This window comes from Candidatus Tisiphia endosymbiont of Myopa tessellatipennis, assembly GCF_964031105.1.
In the GTDB taxonomy this organism is placed as follows: domain Bacteria; phylum Pseudomonadota; class Alphaproteobacteria; order Rickettsiales; family Rickettsiaceae; genus Tisiphia.
This window is the reverse complement of the sequence record NZ_OZ035005.1, coordinates 1,116,656-1,138,480: the sequence shown is the minus strand read 5'-3', so window position 1 is coordinate 1,138,480 and position 21,825 is coordinate 1,116,656. Positions and strand designations below refer to the sequence as shown.

Below are 21,825 nucleotides of genomic sequence, written 5' to 3'. Positions count from 1 at the left end.
TTTACTTTTGCCTCCTCTAGGGCTTTTAATTTAGCTGCTTCTTCTATTGCCTTAGCTTCCTCTTGCTCTCTAAGCTTTGCCTCTTGCGCAAGTCTCTCAGCTTCTTGTCTAGCTTTTTCATCTGCCTCTGCTTGTTGTTGCTGTTTTAGTATCTTAGCGGCTTTTGAAGGTTAAGAGTAGTAATAGATTTATGATCCTTTAAGCCTTCTGCTAGCGATTTCGCTCCTGCATCTCCTATCTGGTTTTGTATAAGATGAAGATCAATAATAGATTTAAGATCCTTTAAGGCTTCTGCTAGACCTTTTGCTCCTGCCTCTCCTATCTGGTTATTACCAAGGTTAAGAGAAGCAATAGAGTGATTAATCTTTAAGGCTTCTGCTAGTGTCTGCACTCCAGCATCTCCTATTTGGTTACCATAAAGGGAAATAGTAGTAATAGATTTATTATCCTTTAAGGCTTCGGCTAGCTCCTTTACTTCAGCATCTCCTATCTGTTTATTATAAAGGTAAAGATAAGTAATAGAGTTATTTCTTATTTGTTGTATAATAGTGTTGTCTAATGGCATTTTTTCCTCTCTTTTATTTAGGTCAAAAGTGATAAGTACTTAGTAGTTATCAATAAAGTACTGTTATTCGATCTGTATCGCCGACATTAGCATAGTCTTTTATGTCATATAACTAATCCGACTAATATTACTCCATCTATTAGCAAGAAGCCGCTTTGTGACAATGAAGCAGTTGTAAGTTGTTATTCTTAGCAACGGCAGGAATTTAGATACCTGCTTTCGCAGGTATGACACAAAACAGGATTGCCTCATCTTCTCTCAATGATATTTTTTTAGACTTACACAGTCCTATTCTATTATTAAAGTCATATGCTTTATATAAAATATATGATATATTTTATATAAAGCATATTTATAAAAAATTTGTGGGAATATAAAATTTGGCGGCAATAAAATATGATGTAAATTGTGATTTTTTATGATATAATAACTTCCCTGCAATACAGATACTACAGGGGATTATATGCGAAGAGTTGTTGTCAAATTTAACAAGTCAAAAGATATCGAAAATCTTAAAAAAATCATGCAAAATGTTTACGCAAGTAATAGTGATCATTTACCGGATATCGCTAAATTTCACTTGGGCGAGAAGATTTTTATACCGAATCAGGTAGAGGAAGCGAAATTGCATATAATAACTGCGAGCGAGGTTAGGCTTAAATCTTTGCTATTCTTAGGTTGTCCTGACTATTAACATAGATGATGTATTTTAGCTCTCTAACATTACTAGGAATCCGGTTTATTAGGTTTTTCAGATTATCTCTACCAACTCGGCTACCTAAGTTCCAAGGTAGCTATATTGTAGGGAAGTTATTATATCATAAAAAATCACAATTTACATCATATTTTATTGCCGCCAAATTTTATATTCCCACAAATTTTTTATAAATATGCTTTATATAAAATATATCATATATTTTATATAAAGCATATGACTTTAATAATAGAATAGGACTGTGTAAGTCTAAAAAAATATCATTGAGAGAAGATGAGGCAATCCTGTTTTGTGTCATACCTGCGAAAGCAGGTATCTAAATTCCTGCCGTTGCTAAGAATAACAACTTACAACTGCTTCATTGTCACAAAGCGGCTTCTTGCTAATAGATGGAGTAATATTAGTCGGATTAGTTATATGACATAAAAGACTATGCTAATGTCGGCGATACAGATCGAATAACAGTACTTTATTGATAACTACTAAGTACTTATCACTTTTGACCTAAATAAAAGAGAGGAAAAAATGCCATTAGACAACACTATTATACAACAAATAAGAAATAACTCTATTACTTATCTTTACCTTTATAATAAACAGATAGGAGATGCTGAAGTAAAGGAGCTAGCCGAAGCCTTAAAGGATAATAAATCTATTACTACTATTTCCCTTTATGGTAACCAAATAGGAGATGCTGGAGTGCAGACACTAGCAGAAGCCTTAAAGATTAATCACTCTATTGCTTCTCTTAACCTTGGTAATAACCAGATAGGAGAGGCAGGAGCAAAAGGTCTAGCAGAAGCCTTAAAGGATCTTAAATCTATTATTGATCTTCATCTTATACAAAACCAGATAGGAGATGCAGGAGCGAAATCGCTAGCAGAAGGCTTAAAGGATCATAAATCTATTACTACTCTTAACCTTCAAAAGCCGCTAAGATACTAAAACAGCAACAACAAGCAGAGGCAGATGAAAAAGCTAGACAAGAAGCTGAGAGACTTGCGCAAGAGGCAAAGCTTAGAGAGCAAGAGGAAGCTAAGGCAATAGAAGAAGCAGCTAAATTAAAAGCCCTAGAGGAGGCAAAAGTAAAAGAATATGTCCCAGAGATAGCTGTTGTGAAATTATTTGAGGTAACAGATGGGGATAATCAGTTTGATAATGATGATCAGGCTACTATCAAGCAAGTATCGAATTTAATCCGAGATGGTAATGACCGCCTGCAGGAACATGGTAAGAATGGGATATTGCTGCTTGGTAATACTGGAGCTGGCAAGACTACACTCGCTCATGTGTTTAGTGGCAGGGAGCTACAGGCGATTTTTGATGATGAAACTAACGAGATGGTTATTGAAGCAAAGCAACCATTTAATGATATTGTCATTGGTCATAAAATGGCTTCCGAGACTAAGATTCCTAATAAATGTTTTGCTAAAGATAAAAACCTAATCATTTGGGATTGCCCTGGCTTTAATGACACTGATCCTGTTCAGGAAATTGCTAACAGCTTCTATATTAAAAGGCTCTTTGAAACTACAGAACAGCTAAAATTTGTGTTGGTGGTAGATGAATCATATTTAAGGAGTAATAGAGGTAGTGATTTCCTTGAAACGTTATCTAATTTTATAAAAAGTTTTAATAATATTGAATTTATAAAGGGCAGCATATCTTTAGTATTTACTCATGTACCACCAAACAAAAATATTCAGCATATTAAAAACTCTATAGATAAAATATTAAAAGATAATCAAGGGGCAACAGAGGGGCATAAGGCACTGATTAATAAGCTCAAAGATAATGGCTCAATACATCTATTCTATAAACCAACTGACGAAGGTGAGTTAGTTGTACCTGATTTACTTGCGGCAATAGATTCATCATCCAAATATTCTGACGCTAAAGGTGATATGATCAACATAACTATTTCTAAGGAAGCTAAGGAGTGTTCATCTCATCTGTTAAATACTGCTAGTAATAATTTTAATCAACTATTAGAGGTGATAGTTAAGGCTATTGGTAATGCAACTAAATGCTCAGATGCTAATTCACTCAATGCATTTTCTGAGAACTATCATCTTGTCAAAGATTGGATTCCATCATCAATTCATTACAATAACCTACTGCCAAGGCATAATAAAGATGAATATTTTCTAGAGCTGGAGTTATTATCAAAGTTACAGAAAGTACTTAACTATGATCAAATTGTAAGCATACCACATGCCATAATAATCTTGCAGCAAGCATTAGAGATTTTTGCTGAATATGCTGAACCGGGTAATATTCAGCTTCAGCATCAGATACAAAGCTATGGTTATTGTTTACAGCAGCAATATGAATATGTGAAATTCTTTGCTAGTGTCTGTAAAGCTGAATTACCTGATCATGCCAAGATTGCAGAGTTAATAACGGCTTGCCATGCTAAAGTAACAGAAAATCTTGAGTACCAAGTTAGCAATTTGCCTATTGATGAAGATAGGCTTGACCAAGTTTATTATCATAAAGCTATAAAGTATCTAGAGGATTATCCGGACTCTCCTGCCTGCAAGAATCTTAAGGCTATAGCCTATAGTTGCTTAGCTAATATAGTTGAGCAGAATGGTGAAAATGGGGCATTGGCTTACTATGTAAAAGCTATAGAGGCAAATAGTCATCTACCAACAATATATGAGAAACTTGGTCAGCTATTTTTTAACAAAGGTGAATATGCTAAAGCGATTGACTGCTATAAAGTAATTAATAATGCGGTTAGGATAAAAGAATGTTTTAAAGCATGGCTAAAACAAGATGCAGAGAATCCTGATATAATGCTAAAGCAGGCTGAGTATTTTGAATCTATAGGTTTATTTGAGCAAGCCAAAAAATATTATCACCACGCATTCAGCCTAAGTAAGGATGAAAATTTTAAGGCTGCGGCTTACAATAAAATTAGTAATATTATGGTTAATGCTGCTGCTCAAGGGCAAGATTTTGCCACCAAAGCACAGGAACACAATTTTTACAATTATGACTTGGTAAATGAAGAATTTACCAACAATTTACTTGGCGACTCAGGTTCAGAATGTGATTTGTAATGCTAAAAGATTGCAAAGCAGTTTTGCTGCAAATATACGTTTTACCAAGTCCGTTGGGTTTTTTAATTAATATTTGTTAAAACCCTAGTTTAGAAAAAGACCTTAATTAGTTATCCAATATTTTTTTAAATGAACACAATTATGATAATTAGATGATGTTGTCACGAGATGTAATTCTATATTGAATCAAACTTATCTATACTATATCATATTTTTATCGAAACAGCATATTACCACATTTTATTAAAACTTAATCGGTAAAATAATTTATTAAAATTTAACTAAAAATTTTAATACCAAAAACATAAATATAATTGAATAATATGATAGTTGAACTTTCAGACACTAACACACATCTCAAGGGAGCTGACACTGTTAAGGAGAGTAATAAGCTGCCTAAAATGCTAGTAGGTACGGATGAATTCTATGACTTAGTAGTTAATAGTGATGTATTTGTTGATAAAAGTCTAATGATCAAAGAATTATTAGAAGATAGCGGTAAGGTTATCCTAATCGCTCGACCAAGACGTTGGGGTAAAAGCCTTAATATGGATATGCTCAAGAAGTTTTTTGAAATAGAAGTGGATCAGGACGGCAAGCCTTTACCACTAGAACAAAAGATAAATAACAAATTATTCCTTGGAGGTACAGTAGATTTAGGTTTTGATGAAACTAAAGAGTTAAAGTCCTTAAAAATTGCAGACATAGCAAGTAGCATGAAACGCCAAGGTCAATATCCGGTTATTTCTATAAGTTTCAAGGATGTTAAGGGCAGCAGTTACCAAGACATTGAGAACGGGATAAGAAATCAAGTTATTAAGTTATTTGTAAAACATCGTTATTTAAAACATTATATAGCAAAAAATAAGAATTTACTGGATGATGTACAAAAGGAACAACTAAAACGATATTTTACAGGAGAATTTAATAAAGACGATCTTAAAGATAGTTTAGGCTTCTTAAGCGAACTATTGTTTAAACATTTTAATCAAAAAGTATACATATTAATAGATGAATATGATACACCAATTAATAATGCATATTTAGAACTTGGACATAAAACAAAAGAGTTTGACCAAATTCTTAAGCTATTTAGAGGAATACTTGGTAGCAGTTTGAAAACGAATCCCTACTTAGAGAAAGGAGTAATAACTGGCATCTTGCGTATTGCTAAAGCTAATTTATTTTCTGATTTAAATAATGTTACTGAATATACCTTACTTGATAAAAAATTTGCTAAGTTTTATGGTTTCACTCAAGCAGAAGTTGATGAGCTATTAACCGTTGTCCCAACCAAAACAAATCCTGAGGAAATTCAAAATTGGTATAATGGTTACACCTTTGGTGGAGAGATCATCTACAATCCATGGTCAATTATGCAATGTCTTGCACGGGAGGGCGAGCTTGATCACTATTGGCTAGATAGTGGTGGGACTAGCATTATCGATAAAGTTTTTGTATCAGATGAAATACAAGAAGATCTAACCAAGCTGTTAGAGGGAGAAGGTATAGTAAGGAAGTTGTATAAGCAAATTTCTTTAGAAGAAATTGAAGATAATCAAAATATATTTTACAGCTTATTATTATTCACTGGTTATCTGAACGCAACTCTTGCTAATGACAATAAAGAAGACCCTAGATATTGTTTAACCATTCCTAATAAGGAAGTACGCAACATCTATGTAGAAAGGGTAATAAAATGGCTCACTAAAAAATTAACCATAAAAATGAATGAATATGATAATTTTATTGGTTTATTGATTACTGAGCAAATCAGTGAGTTTGGAGAAAGATTACAAGAGTATTTGTTAAGATCAACTAGTTATCATGATTTAACGGATGAAAAGGACTACCATAATTTAATAGGAGGGTTGCTTGCTCCCCTAGTCAGTCAATATATGATAGAATCAAATAAGGAAACTGGATATGGTAGATGTGATCATATATTAATCCCTATAGCTGGACTTAGAGATAACGCACTAATTATTGAATATAAAATAGCTAAACCTGCTGAAAATTTAGAATCCATTGCAAAAACAGGCTTAAAGCAAATTATAGATAAACAATATGATGCTAAAGTAAAAGGACACAAACATGTCAAGAAGATTGTAAAAATCTCTATAGCCTTTTGTGGCAAAAAAGTAGTGCTAAAATACCAAATTGATTAAGAAAAATATTGCATACATAAATTCTTTACCCCTATGACTAAAATTTACTCTTTAGGTTATTTGGGGCTAACTATAAAAGTCCTGTTAAGGCTAGAGCTTTGTTATAATTAGGCTTTAAAGGGATTTGCAAAAATTCTAACCTAAATTGGTAAAAAGTTCGCAACGTACACCATGCAGCCCGCCACTGTGGTACAAGTCGTCGTTTTTTCAAAAATATCGAACGGGAAACGTAGAGAGGTCTCAAGTTTTTTGCCCCTGACGTTTAAGGTTCTGAAATACGAAATTTATCATTTTGCGTTTTTGAGGGCTTTCAGAACCTTTAAAAGTTTCATAGGCCTTGCGATGCTAGAGTTATTAGCGTTGTAGCGGTATCAGTAAATTTATCGTCTGCTTCATCATAAGTTTTTAGTAAACGATCAATTTCATATTGACGATCTTTTAATTGTTGTTTTTTTCTTTGAAATTCTTCTGTGCTAAGTTCTCCATTGAGTCGCAAATCTATTAATGAATTTAATCTATTCTCATTTTCGGTATGTTCTTTCTTTAACATAGAGGTTGCTTGGTCATGCTCAGTTTTTTTTAGCTCATTAGTGTTTCTTAGGTATGCAAGGGTCTCTTTTAGCATTTCCGGGTCTCTTATACCTATTCTTTTAAAAACCTCTTCTATTTGCTTTAAAACCTCATCTTCCCTTATATATATTTTCTTGTCTAAGTTCTGTGGATCCCAAGTAGCTAAATATATCCATTCATCCACTTTACCGTTTGGATATGTTTTACTATGAATTTCAGATGTTACCATTTTGCCAGTTACAGCACAGGTGATTAATCCTCTAAAGAGAAAATCTTTCCCACCATATTTGAATGGCTTCTTCTTCCAGCCTAAACGTACATCTTTACATGCCATAAAAATCTCTCTTGTTATAATAGGTTGATAACCATGTGACCACATCTCTCCTTTTACTCTCATTTCACCGTAATAAAATGGTTGTTGTATTAAACGATGTATAACAGTTTTATTTAGGTGACAATTCTTTTTACTTCTTAAGCCTAATTCTTTAGCCATGTTTACCATAGACCTAAGAGTATAGATCCCGCTCGCATATTCTTCAAATAGTTTTGTGATAATAAAAGCTCTAGACTGATCAAGAATTATTATACTATTGCCACTTGCGTCTCTGCTATTTAGATACCCAAGGGGTGCTGGACCTATCCATTGTCCTTTACGTAATTTATGATCTAGACTCCTTTTAACGTTATCACTTAAACTATCAACGTAAGATTGTGCCATTAATACGTTCATCCCCCACATTAGCCTTGCATGGGATTGAGAATCTTTGTTTATTACATAACCTTCTATTCTAAAGTGTAATTCTATTTTACCAGCTTTTATTGGTTCTTCCAATAATGAAATTTCTGAGATTCTTCTCGTTAAAAGAAGCCTAGATCATAAATTGCGTAAAGGAGAGTGGATAGGACCAGCCCCTCTTGGTTATCTAAATAGTCGAGATGAAAGAGGAAACAGTATAGTAATTCTCGATCCTGTAAGAGGTTCTATCATAAAAAAAACTCTTTGAAGAATATGCAACAGGAATGTATACTCTTAATTATTTGACTGAAAAAGCTAAGGAGCTTGGTCTTAGAAGCAAAAACAATTGCTACGTCAATAAAACAGTAGTGCATCGCATGATCCAACAACCATTTTATTACGGTGAAATGAGAGTAAAAGGAGAGGTGTGGTCACATGGTTACCAAGCAATTATAACAAAAGAGACTTTTATGGCATGTAAAGATGTACGTTTAGGGTGGAAGAAGAAGCCTTTTAAATATGGTGGTAAGGATTTTCTTTTTAGAGGATTAATCACCTGTGCAGTAACTGGTAAAGTTGTAACAGCTGAAACTCACAGCAAAACATATTCAGATGGCAAAGTGGACGAATGGACTTATTTAGGTACATGGGATCCAAAGAATCCAAACAAAAAGATTTATGTAAGAGAAGATGAGGTTTTAAAGCAGGTAGAAGAGGTTTTTAAAAGAATAGGTAATAAGAGAGCCAGAAATGCTAAAAGAGACTCTAGCCTATTTAAAAAACACAAATGAGCTAAAGAAAGATGAGCATGGGCAAGCAACAGCTGCTTTAAAGAAAGAACATACCGAAAATGAGAATAGATTAAATTCATTAATAGATTTGCGACTCAATGGAGAACTTAGTACAGAAGAATTTCAAAGAAAAAAACAACAATTAAAAGATCGCCAATATGAAATTGCTCGTTTAATTAAAGTTTATGAGGAAGCAGACGATAAATTTACTGATACCGCTACAACGCTAATAACTCTAGCATCTGAAGCCTATGAAACTTTTAAAGGTTCTGAAATGCCCCAAAAACGCAAAATGATAAATTTCGTATTTCAGAACCTCAAACTAAGGGGCAAAAAACTTGAGACCTCTCTACGTTTCCCGTTCGATATTTTTGAAAAAACGACAACTTGTACCGAATGGCGGAGAGAGAGGGATTCGAACCCTCGATACGGTTAACCCGTATAACGGTTTAGCAAACCGTCGCCTTCAGCCTCTCGGCCACCTCTCCAAATCATAACATGATTATATTATGAGTCACTTATAGCATTGAATCGTTTATATTTCTATAATTATTTTATATAAGTTCAATAGGGTAATTTAAAAGTCACAATCAATAGTTGATGCACATGTGTATACTAGGCTTCTGATACTGTCTTAAGAGCCAAGGACTAAAATAGGATTAAAGATAGAATTATTTTTAATTACTCCAAAGACAATATGTAATAATTTACGCATAATAGCAACAATAATAACCTTAGTAGGTTTACCCTTACTAGATAGCTTTTGGGTAAATTGTTTAAATATAGGGTTATGATTTTTAGCTACTATAGCAGGAAAGTATAGTGCTTTACGTAGTTTAGCTGAACCAATCTTTGATATAGCACTTTTCCAAATACTCTATGTTTAGGTGTAAGAGCTTGTCCGCAAACTAAAATTAAGGTATGATGAAGTGAACAAAGTATTATTAGTAAGAAGTATAAAAGAATGAGCAGAAAAAATTATCCAACAGATTTAACAGATGAAGAATGGTTAAGGATAGAGGGGTTGTTTCAAGTATCGTATGTAAAGGGAGGTAGACCTTTAAAACATAGCAAAAGAGAGATTTTGAATGCAATTTTTTATGTATTACGTACTGGGTGTCAGTGGAGATATATGCCGCATGACTTTCCAATTTGGAAGACAGTATATGAACAATTTAGAAGATGGAAGAAGCAAGGTGTATTTGAACGTATGAACCATGAACTTATCAAGGATGTTAGAAGAAAATTAGGTAGAAATGAGTATCCTAGTGCTTGCATAATAGATAGTCAGTCTGTTAAGACAACAGAAAAAGTGGAGCTAAAGGTTATGATGGAGCTAAGAAAATTAAGGGCAGAAAGAGGCATATTATTACCGATACACAAGGCTTTGTGTTAGGTTGTTATGTCGGTTCTGCGAATGAGAATGATCGATACGGAGCTACAGTGCTACTCAGTAACATGCAAAAAGAGTACACTACTATTAAACAAATGTGGGCTGATATGGGGTATCAGTCTAAAGATTTAAAGGGTCTCATTAAGGAAAAGTATAACATAGATTTAGAAATTGTTAAACGACCAGTGTGCAGATTTTGGATACCAAAAAATCACACTACTGGACAAAAAGGTTAGGTTGGTTGCACAAAGTGTAACTTAAACAATTTTATGATTAAGGAATCAAAAAATTGCTTAGAACGACTATAAGCTTGTTTAATTGATCTTATATGTAAAAGTAAAGACTTGATCTGACAGTTTGGAGTTGTTGGGTACGAAAATATGGAATAAAATCATACCCAGCAAATTTTAACAACCTCTTATTAAGGAGACTGTCAGATGACAACATATCAAGAAAAAATTATAAAACCAAGAATTGGTTTATTACAATTAGCAGAACAACTAGGAAACGTATAGCAAGCTTGTAAAGTAATGGGCTATAGCAGAGATACATTTTACCGCTATAAGGAACTGCATGAGCAAGGTGGAGCAGAATCTTTGTTTGAGATGACTAGAAAGAAGCCATGTTTGAAGAATCGTGTTCCATCTAATATCGAGGATGCAGTAGTTAATATAGCTGTTGAATTTCCTGCTTATGGTCAGGAACGTACTGCTAATGAATTACGTAGGAGAGGTATCGTTATCTCTGGAGGTGGAGTAAGGTCTGTTTGGCTACGTCATGATCTAGAGAATTTCAAAAAACGTCTAAAAGCATTGGATGCTAAAGTTGCAAATGATGGTATTATTTTGAGTGATGCACAACTTGCTGCACTTGAGAAAATCAAGAATAAACGTGAAGCAACTGGTGAGATTGAAACCATGCATCCTAGTTACCTTGGCTCTCAAGATACCTATTATGTTGGAAACATTAAAGGCATAGGACGTATCTACCAACAAACCTTTGTAGACACTTATTCTAGGGTAGCTATTTGTAAGCTTTATACCGAGAAAACAGCTATTACTACAGCAGACCATTTGAATGATAGGGTTATTCCATTTTTTGAAAAGTATAATATCCCTTTGCTTCGAATACTTACAGATAGAGGCACGGAATATTGTGGTAAACCTGAGAATCATGCTTATCAACTATATCTTGGTATTGAGAATATAGATCATTCTAGAACTAAAGCATATAGCCCTCAAACTAATGGTATATGTGAGCGTTTTCACAAAACTATGCAGGAAGAGTGCTATCACATTCTATTTCGTAAAAAGCTCTATAATACATTAGATGAGTTACAAGCTGATATAGATACTTGGCTTACAAATTATAATAACGAAAGGTCTCATTCAGGTAAACATTGTTTTGGTAAAACACCAATGCAAACTTTTAGAGATTCACTTTATATTGCTAAAGATAAAAATATTAGTAATATAGAGAGAATATCAGACAACTTGGCTATTACTTATCAAGCTGCCTGATTATTACTTATTGTCAGATTAAGTCGTAACTAGTACATCTTATACCTAACTGTAGTACAGAATAACTCCTACATCCTAGCGTTTTCTTCATTTTTATCGGTTGCTCTTGCTCTCCAATTGCTCCTATTTTTATTGCCATTGCATATGCTATAAATAAACATTTTATAAAATTCTCTAATCGTACTTTACTCTTTATATGCGTATCTTCCATTCTAAAACCATTACTTTTACACCCTTTAAAGCCTGCCTCGATATCCCATCTCTTCCGATATATTTCAGATCCGTTTGACATGTTCTTACTATACACTATCGATAGATATTCTCCGCTTGCTAATTTGATATGATCAAATTTCACTGGGACAGAATAAAACCTTGTAGAAAAATTTCTTATCTTTATTTCTTTCATGCTATCGATCCTAATCCATTGACCTTCTTTATTAACTATTCTATTTGTCCTTCTCACCCTTAATGCATAATTAATATTTTTATTGTGAAGATAGGTAATTAATTTCTCATTATCAAATTCCCTATCTCCTAATATTCCCTCTATCTTTTCCTTACCAAATTCCTCTATAAATTTCGATATTACTGCAATTTGATCGTCTGCCGTACATGCTCCTTTATAAGGAATTATTTTATATATTAATGGCATAGCAATTTTATTATATGATACCGACAATACTAATATATTTCTTATCTCCTGTCCTAATTCCCAAGTGGTTCTATCTATTGATAAAACCACTTTCCCTTGAGGAATATAATTTTTCATAAACTTATAATAATCATCAATATTGATATTGTCTTCTTGAAGAAATCTATATACCGCTTTTATTTTTGAATCTAATAATTTATCTCCTTCTATTTCTTCTGCCATATTTTTATATTTGCTTCCTCGACACAACATTAATGATTTTATTATGCCCTTGAACGTGTTTAGTCTTGTATCTTTCATCTCAAAATGATTATATAGTAATTCGGCTAGTAACATAGAGTACCACAGATTTTTTTGTGTTCAATCTAAAATACTCTATTTACTAGCTCTTGCAACCACCCCATCTCTTTTGTCCAGTAGTGTGACCAAAAAATACACCACTAGAACTATTGCTAAAAGGGAAGTTGGGTTTAAAGTACAGCCAAGGCGATGGGTTGTTGAGAGAACCTTTGCTTGGATAAATAGAAATAGAAGGCTCTCCAAGGAATATGATTTTCTTACTGATTCTAGTGAAAATATAATTTTTTTGGCTATGAGTCGATTACTTCTTCGTAGGATTACTTCTATTACTTAGTTTGCGGACAAGCTCTAAAATCTAAGATTATAATTAACAGGTCATTATTTTTTATTAAAAATACTTTACATATTAAAATAATTATATTATTCTATATAAAATAATATTAGTTCGCTACTTTCGTGTATACCAGTTGAATTTCAAGAGTTGGCTAGAAGTGCAAGTGGTAAGCGAGCGTGCTAGGCGTACATATAAGGAATTTCTAATCTAGGCTGGAAAGGTACGGGAATAATTTTATATTTAAAGATGAGGCTATTTTGACAAAACAACGTATACAAGAGCTTCTACATCAACAGGAGGAAGCTCAGCACAGTGTTAATAAGGAATCATATTATTATACTGAAACAATATCAACAAATCATACAGTGACAAGGTTTAACCAAGGGCGATATGATCAAGATATGGCGACGGCGAATGTTAGAATTAACGACTTAGAAACACAAATTAATAGTTTAAGACAACAGGAAGCTGCTGAGGAACAGGCAAGGCAACAAGCAGTGGCAGTTGAACAGGCAAGACAACGAGCAATTGCTGAAGAAAAGGCAAGATTAGAGGCTATTGAAAGAGAAGAGATAAAGGCTCTTACAATAGAACTGAATCAAGTACAAGGGAAAATTGATACAGAAAAGTCAGTTGCTTCTACTTTCGCTGTTAAACAGCAAGAGGCTGCAAATAGATGTACCCAAACACAGTTAGTCAATAAGGAGATAGCAAATAGGCTGAGCGGGCAGGAGAAAGCTATTTTTGAGAAGTTACAATCAGCTGATGGTAAGCAGCGAGCATTTTTTCTTTTTGAATTGTGGGGTAAGCCGGACAGCGAGACAATGATTAGTATAATAAAATCTCTAGGAGTTGATGCTGATGAGTTAGCATATTATGCCATTAAGAAAACACATAATGAGTTATTTGAATTAGCTCTATATTATGGGGCTAATTGTTGTAATTACTCGGTTGAAGGCAAAACCTTATTACAACAATTAGTACATAATGGTAATGAAAGCTTTATTAAAAAGGTTCTGGCAACAGGACAGGATTTAGCTAGTACGGTAGTGGAGGCAATAGGTCAAAATGATATTGTTACCATAAGTAAATTATCATCTTATGATAGTAGCCTTCTATCACAAAAATTTGCTGGTTATACACTGCTACAAATTGCCATATCTGCTCAGAAAACAGAAATAGTGCAGAAGATTTTACAACTAGGTAGTAGCAGTGCAGAAGTTTTAACTAATAACGGTGAATCTGCTCTGAAAATTGCTGTAAGAAGCGGTAATGATGAGATTATCAAAATGGTAGCCCAGCATGCCAATCTGCAAATAGAAATAGCTCAGCTTGGTTCTAAAGTTGATCAAGTCTTTAAAGCAATGATATTAGAACATCAGGATATTGCAACGGTAATTAAACTACTGAAAGGTGAGGAAATATCATTGCAGCAATATCTGATTGTTCAGCGTAGTAAGGATGAGGAGAAGATTGCTGCTGAACAAGCTAGAAAAGCACAGGAGGATCGTTTAGTTGAAGAGACATATCTAGAACAAGTACAAGATATAGAACGTTACCAAGAAGACACAACACTAGTGACTTTGCAAGGATTAGTTCTAGATAATCCTCTCCATTAATATGTATGATTCATAGAGATTGTTTCAATTTTAGGATGTGCTAAAATAATGGTATGAACCTACCCTATATACAGAATGAGAAGCGCGTAAACAAGCTAAAAGATACAATTGTAATCTTCCTAGAAAAAGGGTACAGATGGACGTGTGCAAAATCGCTAACAATTTATACCAATATACCGCTATAGATTGATTGTACTAGATATAAGGTTTTGGCTTTATATAAAAGACGTACTGCAACAAATACTTTAGATTTTTTAGAACAAGTTATGGAGCGTATGCCATTTCCCATACAACGTATTCAAACTGATAGAGGACAAGAATTTTTTGCTTATAAAGTCTAGGAACGTTTAAAAGAATATGCTATTAAATTTCGTCCTATTAAACCAGCTTTTCCTCATTTAAACGGCAAAGTAGAACGCACTCAACGAACAGACTTAGATGAGTTCTATTCGAGTATTGATCTTAAAAGCCCTGATCTTATTGAGGAATTAGGATATTGGGAACATTATTACAATTGGAACAGACCACATAGCTCTTTAGGCGGTAAAACTCCAAATGGAAAATATATAGAATTGATTTATCAAACTCCACTCTATGAAGAAGTTAGTGAAAAATATGATCATTCTACCTGACTTCCGCAGATTTTTTGATATTAGTTGTTATAAGTGGCATTAGTAAGGAGGTGAAGTGGTACTCTCGTTCTGTTGTGCCTAGTAGATATTTTATTATTGACTTTAACTGCGATGTTGTTTATTATTTAATTAATTAAATATAGCCCCATATTTTATAGCCCTAATATGTACATACGTCGTAAAAAAACTCCTAATAGTCCAAGGCAATCTATTCAAATAGTGGAAGGTTATCGTGATAGTAAAGGTAACGTCAAACAGCGTATAGTACGTCATTTAGGAGTCTTCGTAGATGAAGTAGAAGAAGCTAAATTAGTTGCCCTAGCACAATATTTGATTGCCAAGATTAAAGCTGAGAGAGAAGCTGCAACTGGGCAGGGGAATTTGTTTACTGATGATACTAACGAGGTTAAAAGAGGTCGTCCAACTAACAAGCTGCTAAAAGATATTCTACCTGTTAACGAAGTAAAACTAAATGAGGTTGTAGAAGTCAAGCGAGTTGTTGAAGGAGTGCATCAAATAGGGGGGCATGTTTATGATCAAATGCATTTTAACCAGTTACTAGCAAGGAAACGTGACGCTGGGATGCTGAAGGATTTAGTGTTAGCCCGTATGGTAAGACCAAATAGTAAAAAAGGGATAGTTGAGTATTTAAGCGATCAATTTGACAGGCATCATGATCTAGATGCTACTTATCGGATGATGGACAAATTACATGAGCAAATACCTAAAATTAAAGAATTATGCTTTAAAAACACCCTAACCCTGATTCCTAATAAAGAGATTAGCCTAGTATTTTTTGATGTTACTACACTATACTTTGAATCAGTAGAAATAGATGAGCTAAGAGCCTTTGGCTATAGTAAAGATCATCGCTTTAATACTACCCAACTAGTTCTTGCCCTAGCAACTAATGAGGATGGATTACCACTTGGCTATGAGCTGTTTAGTGGTAATACCGCAGAAGTTAGCACCTTAATTAAATCAATTAACAGCTGGCAAGCGTATCTTAAAGTTAAAGATGTCTGTTTTATTGCTGATCGTGCAATGTTTAGTAAAGCTAACTTGCAAGCTCTCGATGAAGGTGGTTATCGTTATATTGTGGCAGCAAAGCTTAAAACACTCAAGAAAGAAAAGAAAGAAGAAATATTATCAGAGGAAAACTATAAGCCTACTGTTATAGGCAATGATCTTACTTGGATTGCCGATCTAGAGCATGATGGTAAACGTCTAATTACCAGTTATAAATCTAAAAGGGCTATTAATGATGCACAGGAGCGACAAAAAATTTTAGATAAAATTAATAAGACTATTGGTGAGTTTGGTAGTACTAAAAAACTTATATCTAATAGTGGAGTAAAAAAATATACTTCTAGTGAAAATGGCAAGAGCTATATTGACGCAGAGAAGATAGAGCAGGATGCGTTGTGGGATGGCATACATGGGGTAATCACCAATGACCAGACTATAACTCCACATGAAGCAATAGCAAAATATGCTAGATTATGGGTAATTGAAGAGCAATTTAGAATCAATAAACATAATTTACAAATGCGTCCAATTTTTCACTGGACTAAACAAAGGATAGAAGCACACATAGCTGTGTGTTATATGAGTTTTGCAGTGCTTAAAACTATAGAATACAAGGTTGCTCTGACCCAAAAGATCAGTGTAACTAACATCGTTGAATTATTAATATCAGTACAGGATTCAATCTTAAGACATACAAAGACTGGTGATCTTTATAGACTACCAAGTGCAATAAAAAACGAAGCTAGAAAAATCTATAAAACCTTTAACATCAAACGTTCAGACCATGCTGCAATATATTTAAAATAACAAAATAATGTTGTGCCTAAATTTTAAAAATCCCAGCACTATGACCCTTCTAAGCTTATGCCTTATTAAAAAATGCGGAAGTCGGGAGAATTGGATTTGAAAATGAATGGTGAGCATGCTAGGCGTACATATAGTATAGTTACGCATGCGAATCCATGATATTTTCAAAAAACAATTCTTCAAAGCAGAAGAGTATACCCAAGTTGTTCCACGAGAGGTAACATGCAAGAGATGTCCTCCATTGCACAGTAACGAATTTTGATATTACTTATAAATCTCCTCCTCACAACTAACCTGAGGTTAACTTAGTTCACATATAGACCATGATTGACTCTGTCCGATTGGTGGACTGTGAAAAATAGCAGAACAATTTTTAAGATGTATAATTGGCCATCCTAAAAGTCTTTGGATAGCATAATAAACTCCACTATGTGCAACAATTAAAACTGGTTCTTGAAAGCTGAGTGCAATATTAATACCACGCAAAACTCTCTTGTCAAAATCATTTACATATTCTGCTCCTTGGTGAGGATTGCCATCTAGCCATCTCTTCAGAATATTATTATCAATGGGTTGACCTTCATATTCACCCCAATAACATTCTGCTAACTCCGGGACAATTGTAATATCAACCTTTAGCTTTTCATTGACGATCTCAGCAGTCCTGTATGCTCTTATAAGCGGGCTTGTGACAATATGCTTTATATCCTTTTTTCCAAGAATATGAGAAGCTTCCCGTGCTTGGTTTTCTCCAGTTTGATTGAGAGGAATATCCTGTGAACCCATGTAAACATGCTGTCTATTCCAATCTGTTTCACCATGACGTAAAAAATAAAAAGGTTTTAAGGGAAGCGTCATAACTGTAATCTCTCATGCATAGTCATAAAACCTTGTGGCATAGGATTCTCCTCTACAAAATCTAGAATTTGCTTGGCAATCTCAAAAGGTGACTTGCTCGTGGTATCAACTGTTAAATCATATTCTCGCAGGCTACCTGCGTGGACTCTATCTATTTGGTCATTCGATAAACCTATAGCACGATCACAGCGTAAAATTTCTCGTTCTTGCATCACTGAAAGATCACAAAAAACTCCGACAAAATAGACAATATAGCCATTCAAGCTTTTTATATAAGATTTGAGGCAAGCATCTTCAAATAAGACTTCATCAATGATAAGGTTATTATTACGACTTGCAAGTAGATTGGCAAAATCCGGCATGAGACCAAAGAGCTGCTTACCCTTTGGCTTAGTTTCAACACGCATGGTTGAACCACGATCATTTATCCCCGGAACAAAGGTAAAATATCTAGCATCAGGTTTATCATAAGATGAGCATGGTAATGGTGTCATACTAATAAAAGTATCTATACCAAAAGTAAGCCAAGAATCCTTACTTAAATACTGTATTGCTCTTGCGATAGATGTTTTACCAGCAGAGCCACATCCATTTAAAAATATAATTTTACTCATATGGTATCTTGCTGTTCTTTCTCATTGCTACTAATCTGTGTCCTCCTAGGGTTAACTATATATAATAAATATAACAGATTTTTATGCTCCACTAATAGCAATTTTCATTATTTTTGCAAGGTTGCTTATTTTTTTTCATTCCTCAATACATTACTCTTGCTCACATTTTTTTTTAAGAGTTATCATTATCCTGAATTAATGGTATAGTGATTACGTTAGGGAATCAATAAATTAAGAACCACCGTGGATAAAAATATTATAACTACAGAATATAAAGAGTTTTTAGAACAGTTAAAAGACCGTGTAACTATAAGTCGTTATAAGGCAGCTTTGTCAGTTAACAAGGAGCTAATAATCTTATACCATCATATTGGTAGCGAGATTTTACAGAAACAACGTAATCAAGATTGGGGTACAAAAATTATTCATAATTTAAGTAAAGATATGTTAAAAGCATTTCCAGATATGAAAGGCTTTAGTGTTACCAATTTACATAATATGCGTCGATTTGCTGAACTATATACGGACTATACAATTCTCCAGCAAGTTGCTGGAGAATTGCCATGGTATCATCATGTTATTTTAATGGAAAGAGTAAAAGAGCAGGAAGCAAGGATCTTTTATATGCAGCAAGCCGTGCAGTATGGTTGGTCACGTGCCGTAATGATACATCAGATTGACATGAATCTTTATAAACGTCACGGGAAAGCCATCACCAACTTTAAAGAAAAGTTACCATCTCCAACATCAGATTTAGCTAACCAAATTCTAAAGGATCCCTACTCCTTTGATTTCTTAAGTATAGGTCAGGATGCACATGAAAGAGAGATAGAAAAGAGCCTAATAGCACACATTGAAAAGTTTCTTATGGAATTAGGTAGCGGATTTTCTTTTATAGGACGTCAATATCATTTAAAAGTTAGTAAAAAAGATTATTACCTAGATTTGCTCTTCTATCACTTAAATCTTCGGTGTTTCATAGCAATCGAAATTAAAGCAGTTGAATTTGAACCAGAGCATGCCGGCAAAATGAATTTCTATTTATCTATAATTGACGATCAAATAAAACACCCAACAGATAACCCATCCATTGGTTTGATATTATGTAAGACCAAAGATCAAGTACTTGCTGAATATGCACTGCGGGACATGACTAAGCCGATTGGTCTTGCTGAATATAAGTTGACTGAAAGCTTGCCAGAAAATATTAAGACTGCCCTACCAACCATTGAAGAGTTGGAAGATGAATTGTCCAAGGATTTTACTAATGAGCCTTTTAAGCAGAAAACTAGTGAATATCAAGAAACCTTGGATAAATTACTATCTACAATTAACTTGCTAGAACAAAAAATAAAATCATTTAGTACAGGATTAGAAGAGTTAGAGAACAATATAAAAATAAGTGTTTGTTATGAAAAATGGGTTTTAGTACAACAACAATTACCTAAATCGAGCAAGATACAACAAAGTGCTATCCAAATAGTCAAAACAGTAGACCAAATGATGACCAATCTAAAAGCAGCTGAGAAATTTTTTCATAAGACATTGAAGAAATTAAAATTATCAGCTAATAAATTACTAAAATCTTAATTTAAGCAAAATTTTAGAAAATTATCACTCAGATATATCTATAGCTAACTTTATTAAGTTCTCGATATTGTCATAAGTTCCTAAATAGTCATATATGAACGCCAAGGTGGAACGCACAAAGAAACAATTTGGTTTTTTACAGTAATAACTGTGTTTTGTAATGAATGATAGTCGTCCACTCTAATTAAAGCTATGGCATTATTCTTATAGCTTGAACATATCACTCCAATTTTTGTATTATTTGCCATAATTTCATCATCTTTTGCTATATCTGAACTGCCTGTATTAATGGAATCTATGTTAACGGATAATTTAAATATTTTTTTCCTTACTACTCCTTGGTATTTTGTTCTTGAAATAACTTCCTGTCCAATATAGCAACCTTTGGTATAACTTACAGCGTTTAATTCCTCACAGCCATATTCGACCGGAATGGATCTGTTGAAAATTAGATCCTCATACCCATCGACTATGGCAAAATTATATTTATCTTGCAGGTATAGTCCTAGTGTTCCTGCAGTTATTGGTATATCTTTACTAACAATAGAACGGAAACCGAGTTGATCATAACGAGGGTCTTTGTATCCATTAAATTCCAGCTGTTGTTTTGAGTAAATAACCTGATAGATGTTAGTTAAGTCATTCACTTCAATTTTAGCACGTAATTTATACCGCACTAAGTGATTTTTAAATAAATCAGACTGATTAACATTTATATCAATAAAAAGTCTTGTTGCTGATAGTTTTAATACAAAAAAATCAAATAAATACCTTCCTTGATTATTTAGAGCATAACTATAACAATAATTATTATTTTTTATATCATTAGTTGTCAAATTATGCAAAAAATTCATTGCATCATCACCAGCAACTTCAATAATTGCTCTATTTGTTAATATTTCATGCATAATTACCAACTATGATATTTTAATTGACTTTATAACTTTTATAACTACTATATTATACTGATGCAACAGTTGTTTGCTATAAATTATTTATTATATGAGATGTGCTTCCTACTGTACGACTTCTGAATATAAGATGAATGACTTAGTAATAAATCTCAATAAGATTGGTCTTGAACCTAAACACTTCGATGATGTACTATATATTCAAAAAGAACAAGTAAAAAACTTAGACCCTATAGATGTTTTCTTTTTCCCATTTGGCTGTGTTACTATATGGGGAGCTGAAGAAAGCCAAGAAAAAATGATTCTAGAAGACATAGTAACTCTGCAAGCTAATCAAACTGACGAGATAATGTCTGACTTTATCTATTTTGATTATGATGAAACTACTGGTAAAACCTTTATAGATGAAGAAAAAAACCAAATCATTCTAGCAGATAAATCAACTTTTATAAAATTATCTATATCGCATGCTTTAGCTCAGTCAGTTAAGCTTAGTGTACTAGAAAAATCAGTAAGTAATTTAATTGTAAAAACAACGCCAATTCAACAAGAACTAGCTAGCACTGGCAGTGTATCACTTTCAAAAAAGGAAATATCTCAACAAATTGGCATATTATTTAACGAACGATATTCTATTAATTTACACAGCGATATACTAGATACTCCTGAATTTTTTTGGCGTCGTCCTAGTTATGAACCTTTATACTTAATGACTGCAGAGTTTCAAGATATTCAAATTCGTCAGGATATTCTTAACCATCGGCTGAACATGATCCATGAACTCTACAATATTTTGTCAAATGACTTAAACTATAAACACTCAACTAGACTTGAATGGATCATTATAATATTAATTACCATAGAAGTAGTACTATCCCTTATTCACGATAAACTCTTTTTCAAAATAATTGGTTATCTTCTGAATAAAATTTAATTGACTCTACTCACATTAG

17 protein-coding genes, 1 tRNA gene and 3 pseudogenes are annotated in these 21,825 nt (G+C 33.5%); 13 read left to right on the top strand and 8 right to left on the bottom strand.

Annotated elements, in window-relative coordinates; all coding sequences use genetic code 11:
• Positions 1–145: 145 nt before the first annotated feature.
• Entirely contained in the window at positions 146–565 is a 420-nt protein-coding gene (locus AAHN03_RS05670) for a hypothetical protein (RefSeq protein ID WP_342278419.1), read from the bottom strand.
• A gap of 1,240 nt (positions 566–1,805) precedes the next feature.
• Between AAHN03_RS05670 and AAHN03_RS05665 the strand changes: the two genes are divergently transcribed.
• From AAHN03_RS05665 to AAHN03_RS05655, 3 genes are all read left to right on the top strand, one after another.
• The gene (locus AAHN03_RS05665; protein WP_342278419.1) at positions 1,806–2,225 is read left to right on the top strand and encodes a hypothetical protein; all 420 of its coding nucleotides are present in this window, start codon (positions 1,806–1,808) and stop codon (positions 2,223–2,225) included.
• A gap of 170 nt (positions 2,226–2,395) precedes the next feature.
• Entirely contained in the window at positions 2,396–4,348 is a 1,953-nt protein-coding gene (locus tag AAHN03_RS05660; protein ID WP_342278418.1) for a hypothetical protein, read from the top strand.
• A gap of 323 nt (positions 4,349–4,671) precedes the next feature.
• The gene (locus AAHN03_RS05655) at positions 4,672–6,516 is read left to right on the top strand and encodes an AAA family ATPase (protein ID WP_342278417.1); all 1,845 of its coding nucleotides are present in this window, start codon (positions 4,672–4,674) and stop codon (positions 6,514–6,516) included.
• Between the two features lie 328 nt (positions 6,517–6,844).
• Here AAHN03_RS05655 and AAHN03_RS05650 read toward each other — a convergent pair whose 3' ends face one another.
• Positions 6,845–7,918 (bottom strand): recombinase family protein, encoded by a 1,074-nt coding sequence (locus AAHN03_RS05650; protein ID WP_342278416.1) that lies wholly within the window; start codon positions 7,916–7,918, stop codon positions 6,845–6,847.
• A 188-nt stretch (positions 7,919–8,106) separates the two neighbouring features.
• On the opposite strand from AAHN03_RS05650, the gene AAHN03_RS05645 reads away from it, so the two are divergent.
• Complete coding sequence (locus tag AAHN03_RS05645; RefSeq protein ID WP_342278415.1) at positions 8,107–8,613, top strand: recombinase family protein; 507 nt, start codon at positions 8,107–8,109, stop codon at positions 8,611–8,613.
• Positions 8,573–9,049 carry a hypothetical protein gene (locus AAHN03_RS05640; protein ID WP_342278414.1) on the top strand — a complete coding sequence of 159 codons (477 nt, stop codon included), beginning with the start codon at positions 8,573–8,575 and terminating at the stop codon, positions 9,047–9,049. The genes AAHN03_RS05645 and AAHN03_RS05640 overlap by 41 nt, the downstream gene beginning before the upstream one ends.
• Here AAHN03_RS05640 and AAHN03_RS05635 read toward each other — a convergent pair.
• Both AAHN03_RS05635 and AAHN03_RS07705 read right to left on the bottom strand, forming a co-directional pair.
• Positions 9,011–9,101 (bottom strand) — tRNA-Ser (locus AAHN03_RS05635). The two genes, AAHN03_RS05640 and AAHN03_RS05635, sit on opposite strands and share 39 nt — an antisense overlap.
• Positions 9,102–9,247: 146 nt before the next feature.
• A complete protein-coding gene (locus AAHN03_RS07705; protein ID WP_410521363.1) occupies positions 9,248–9,463 on the bottom strand; it encodes a hypothetical protein in 216 nt (71 codons plus the stop codon).
• A 114-nt stretch (positions 9,464–9,577) separates the two neighbouring features.
• Between AAHN03_RS07705 and AAHN03_RS05630 the strand changes: the two are divergent.
• Positions 9,578–10,218: pseudogene (locus AAHN03_RS05630) on the top strand (IS5 family transposase); the annotation flags it as partial.
• A gap of 318 nt (positions 10,219–10,536) precedes the next feature.
• Positions 10,537–11,526 carry an IS481 family transposase gene (locus tag AAHN03_RS05625; protein WP_342278413.1) on the top strand — a complete coding sequence of 330 codons (990 nt, stop codon included), beginning with the start codon at positions 10,537–10,539 and terminating at the stop codon, positions 11,524–11,526.
• Between the two features lie 13 nt (positions 11,527–11,539).
• Here AAHN03_RS05625 and AAHN03_RS05620 read toward each other — a convergent pair whose 3' ends face one another.
• Positions 11,540–12,400, bottom strand: a complete 861-nt coding sequence (locus tag AAHN03_RS05620; RefSeq protein ID WP_342278412.1) for a transposase — start codon at positions 12,398–12,400, stop codon at positions 11,540–11,542.
• A 244-nt stretch (positions 12,401–12,644) separates the two neighbouring features.
• Between AAHN03_RS05620 and AAHN03_RS05615 the strand changes: the two are divergent.
• The 4 genes and pseudogenes from AAHN03_RS05615 to AAHN03_RS05600 all read left to right on the top strand — a co-directional run.
• Positions 12,645–12,812, top strand: a pseudogene (locus AAHN03_RS05615) (transposase); the annotation flags it as partial.
• A gap of 257 nt (positions 12,813–13,069) precedes the next feature.
• Positions 13,070–14,431 (top strand): ankyrin repeat domain-containing protein, encoded by a 1,362-nt coding sequence (locus AAHN03_RS05610; RefSeq protein WP_342278411.1) that lies wholly within the window; start codon positions 13,070–13,072, stop codon positions 14,429–14,431.
• A gap of 91 nt (positions 14,432–14,522) precedes the next feature.
• Positions 14,523–15,048, top strand: a pseudogene (locus AAHN03_RS05605) (DDE-type integrase/transposase/recombinase); the annotation flags it as partial.
• A 180-nt stretch (positions 15,049–15,228) separates the two neighbouring features.
• Positions 15,229–16,899, top strand: coding sequence for an IS1634 family transposase (locus tag AAHN03_RS05600; RefSeq protein ID WP_342278361.1), 1,671 nt, complete (start codon positions 15,229–15,231; stop codon positions 16,897–16,899).
• A gap of 300 nt (positions 16,900–17,199) precedes the next feature.
• Here the strand turns inward: AAHN03_RS05600 and AAHN03_RS05595 are convergent, their stop codons facing one another.
• Both AAHN03_RS05595 and AAHN03_RS05590 read right to left on the bottom strand, forming a co-directional pair.
• Positions 17,200–17,757 (bottom strand): histidine phosphatase family protein, encoded by a 558-nt coding sequence (locus tag AAHN03_RS05595; protein WP_342278410.1) that lies wholly within the window; start codon positions 17,755–17,757, stop codon positions 17,200–17,202.
• A complete protein-coding gene (locus AAHN03_RS05590) occupies positions 17,754–18,371 on the bottom strand; it encodes a phosphotransferase-like protein (RefSeq protein ID WP_342278409.1) in 618 nt (205 codons plus the stop codon). Before AAHN03_RS05590 ends, AAHN03_RS05595 begins: the two co-directional genes overlap by 4 nt.
• A 243-nt stretch (positions 18,372–18,614) precedes the next feature.
• Here AAHN03_RS05590 and AAHN03_RS05585 point away from each other — a divergent pair, with 243 nt between their 5' ends.
• Positions 18,615–19,961, top strand: a complete 1,347-nt coding sequence (locus tag AAHN03_RS05585; RefSeq protein ID WP_342278408.1) for a YhcG family protein — start codon at positions 18,615–18,617, stop codon at positions 19,959–19,961.
• 80 nt (positions 19,962–20,041) lie between these two features.
• Here the strand turns inward: AAHN03_RS05585 and AAHN03_RS05580 are convergent, their stop codons facing one another.
• Positions 20,042–20,869 carry a folate-binding protein gene (locus AAHN03_RS05580; RefSeq protein ID WP_342278407.1) on the bottom strand — a complete coding sequence of 276 codons (828 nt, stop codon included), beginning with the start codon at positions 20,867–20,869 and terminating at the stop codon, positions 20,042–20,044.
• Positions 20,870–21,002: 133 nt separating this feature from the next.
• Here AAHN03_RS05580 and AAHN03_RS05575 point away from each other — a divergent pair, with 133 nt between their 5' ends.
• Positions 21,003–21,806, top strand: a complete 804-nt coding sequence (locus AAHN03_RS05575) for an RMD1 family protein (RefSeq protein WP_341762453.1) — start codon at positions 21,003–21,005, stop codon at positions 21,804–21,806.
• Positions 21,807–21,825: the final 19 nt, after the last annotated feature.